This window comes from Streptomyces axinellae, assembly GCF_039532135.1.
GTDB lineage: Bacteria > Actinomycetota > Actinomycetes > Streptomycetales > Streptomycetaceae > Streptomyces > Streptomyces axinellae.
Genome location: NZ_BAAARJ010000054.1, coordinates 1 through 3455 on the forward strand (window position 1 = coordinate 1; position 3455 = coordinate 3455).

The following is a 3455-nucleotide window of genomic DNA, read 5'->3' on the forward strand; positions in this document are numbered from 1 at the left end:
CTCACCCCCGACTACTGGTACAACAACCTCCGCCACCCCGTCCTCTACCAACAAACCCTCCAACACCTCAACAACGAAGGCCACCACACCTACATCGAAACCAGCCCCCACCCCGTCCTCACCACCCCCACCCAAGACACCAACCCCCACGCCACCGTCCTCGGCACCCTCCGACGCCACAACGCCACCCCCACCCAACTCCTCACCACCCTCACCCAAGCCCACACCCACGGACACACCCCCACCACCTGGACCACCACCCCAACCCCCAACCACCACACCCACACCCACACCCACACACCCCACCTCCCCACCTACCCCTTCCAACGTCAGTCGTACTGGCTCACTGCCGCCCCCCGTGCCGATCTCCGGAGGGCCGGGCTCGCGGCGGCGCAGCATCCGTTGCTCGGCGCCACGGTCGAACTGGCGGAGGGCGATGGAGTGGTGCTCACGGGGCGGTTGTCCGTGCGGGAGCACCCGTGGCTGAACGACCACGCGGTCGGCGGAGTGGCCGTTTTGCCGGGTACCGCGTTCCTCGAACTCGTCCTGCGGGCCGCGGATCAGGCGGGCTGCGGACACGTGGAGGATCTGACGCTGGAGGCCGCGTTGCCGCTGCCCGCGAGCGGCGGCGTCGCGGTTCAGGTCAGGGTGGGCGCGGACGACGGGTCCGGGCGCCGTCCCGTGAGCGTGCACGCGCGGGCGGAGTACGTCGAGGACGAGTTCGACGAGGCTTCCTGGACCCGGCACGCGCAGGGCTGGGTGACATCCGCCGAAGCGGCGGAAGGCGAAGCGGCGGGCCCGGCGGTGGGGGCGGCCTGGCCTCCGGCAGAGGCGACGCGCATCCCGGTCGAGGGCCTGTATGAGCGGCTCGCCGACGAGGGCTACACCTACGGGCCGGCCTTCCAAGGGCTGACAGCCGCGTGGCAGCACGGTTCCGATGTCTACGCGGAAGTGCGGTTGGGCGAGGAACAACTCGCGGCAGCACGGGAGTTCGGGGTGCATCCCGCCCTGCTCGACTCCGCGCTGCACGCGCTGGCGCTGGGGGGCGGCCCGTTGGGGGCCGATGGGGAGGGCGGCATTTCCCTTCCGTTCTCGTGGAGCGGGGTGTCGCTGCGCGCGACGGGGATGACGGCCGCGTACGTCCGGTGGTCGCCGCTCGCGGACGGCACGGTCGCTCTGACCGTCGCCGATGGTTCGGGAAACCCGCTGGTCAGCGTTGCGCAACTGGCGCTGCGGCCCGTACGCCTGGACAGCCTCGGGGAGCCGGGGCGCCTCGCCGCGGGCGGGGCCGGGGCCGGGAGTGGGAGCGCGGGGAACGGTGCGCTCTTCCAGCTCGACTGGTCGCGCCTTCCGGACGGATCGGCCGCCCCCTCTCCCGCCTCCGTGGCACTGCTCAACCCTCCGGCCTGGGCGGCCACAGAGAGCGGCCCGGTGGGGTACGCGGATCTGGCCGCGCTCCAGCAGGCGCTCGCCTCCGGAGCCGGGGTACCCAAGGTGGTCGTCGCGCCGATCCCCTCGGTCGCGCCCGCCGTGGACACGGACGCGCCGAGCGCGCCCATGGGTGAGGCCGCCCGCAGCGCCGTCCACGCCGCGCTCGCGCTGGCACAGCAATGGCTCGCCGACGAAACGCTGGCCGCCTCGCGCCTCGTTCTCGTCACGCGCGGCGCCGTCAGCGTCGGCGACGGCGACGGCGACGATGCGCATGGCGCCGTTCACTCCGACCCGGCGAGCGGAAACACGGCAGGCCCCGATCTCGTCGGCGCCGCGGTGTGGGGGCTGATCCGCACCGCGCAGAGCGAGAATCCGGGGCGGTTCACGCTGATCGACACCGACGGGAGCGAGGCGTCCGACGTGGCGCTCCCGGCCGTAGCGCAGGCCCCGCGCGACGAGACACAGCTCGCCTTGCGCGAGGGCGCGGTGTATGCCCCGCGCCTCGCGCCCTTCGTACCGTCACCTCCTGAAGCCGGGGGCGTGCGGACGGAGGGTGACGTACGCGAGCTGCTGCCCCGTCGCGAGACCGGCACGGTGCTGATCACGGGTGGTACCGGCACCCTGGGCGGACTGCTCGCCCGTCACCTGGTCGCCGAGCACGGAGTACGCCACCTCCTGCTCACCAGCCGACGCGGACCCGACGCACCCGGCGCCACGGAACTCGCGGCCGAACTCACCGCAACAGGCGCCGAAGTCACCGTCGCCGCCTGCGACACCGCCGACCGCCAAGCCCTCGCCACCCTCCTCACGCGAATCCCCCACGAACACCCCCTCACCGCAGTCATCCACACCGCCGGCGCACTGGACGACGGTGTGCTCACCGCGCTGACTCCCGAGCGGATCGACGCGGTGATGCGGCCCAAGGCGGAGGCCGCCTGGAACCTCCACGAACTCACCGCCGGGACGGAACTGGACGCGTTCGTCCTCTACTCGTCGGTGATCGGCACGCTCGGCGGGGCAGGGCAGGCCAACTACGCCGCCGCCAACGCGTTCCTCGACGCCCTCGCCCAGCACCGCCGCGCCCAAGGGCTCCCCGCCACCTCCCTCGCCTGGGGGCTGTGGGCCGAAGGCAGCGGCATGACCACGCACCTGGACGGCACCGACCTCGCTCGCATGGTGCGCGGCGGGGTGGCCCCGCTCAGCAGTACGCGCGGACTCGCGCTGTTCGATGCCGTGCAGCGCTCGGCCGTGCAGGGCTCGGCCGCCGGGGAAGGGATGACGCCTCCCGTCGTCGTTGCCGCGCGTCTCAGCGCCGCCTCGCTGCGCGCACAGGCCGAAACGGGCTCGCTGCCCTGCGTACTGCGCGGCCTGGTACGCACCCCGTTGCGGCGCGTCGTGGGGCACGATGCGGCCGGCTCCGCCTCCGCTGCCCCGTCCTCCTGGGCGGAGCGGCTGGCCGGGCTGGACGAGGCCGAGCAGTCGCAACTCCTGCTGGATCTGGTACGCGGTCATGTGTCGGCCGTGCTGGGGCACCCGCAGTCGGGCGGCGACGACGAACGTCCGTTCAAGGAGCTGGGTTTCGATTCCTTGACGGCGGTGGAGCTGCGCAACCGCCTCAACACCGCAACCGGCCTGCGCCTGACCGCCACCCTCGTCTTCGACCACCCCACCCCCGCCGCCCTCGCCCGACACCTGCGCGAACAAGTAACGGGGCACGCCGCCAAGACCCTGCCCACCACCGGATCTCCCGCCCGCACCGGGAACGCCGACGAGCGCATCGCCATCGTCGGTATGGCCTGCCGCTACCCCGGCGGAGTCGCCTCACCCGATGACCTGTGGCAACTCGTCTCCGAAGGACGCGAAGGCATCAGCAGCTTCCCCCAAGAACGCGGCTGGAACCTGGACACCCTCTACCACCCCGACCCCGAACACCCCGGAACCAGCTACACCCAACACGGCGGCTTCCTCCACAACGCCCACCACTTCGACCCCGACTTCTTCGGCATGAGCCCCCGAGAAGCCCT

The 3455-nt window shown here is 72.4% G+C and carries 1 protein-coding gene; it reads left to right on the forward strand.

Annotated elements, in window-relative coordinates:
* Positions 1–3455: type I polyketide synthase (locus ABD339_RS33335; RefSeq protein WP_344570921.1), on the forward strand; the 3455-nt coding region annotated here is incomplete at both ends.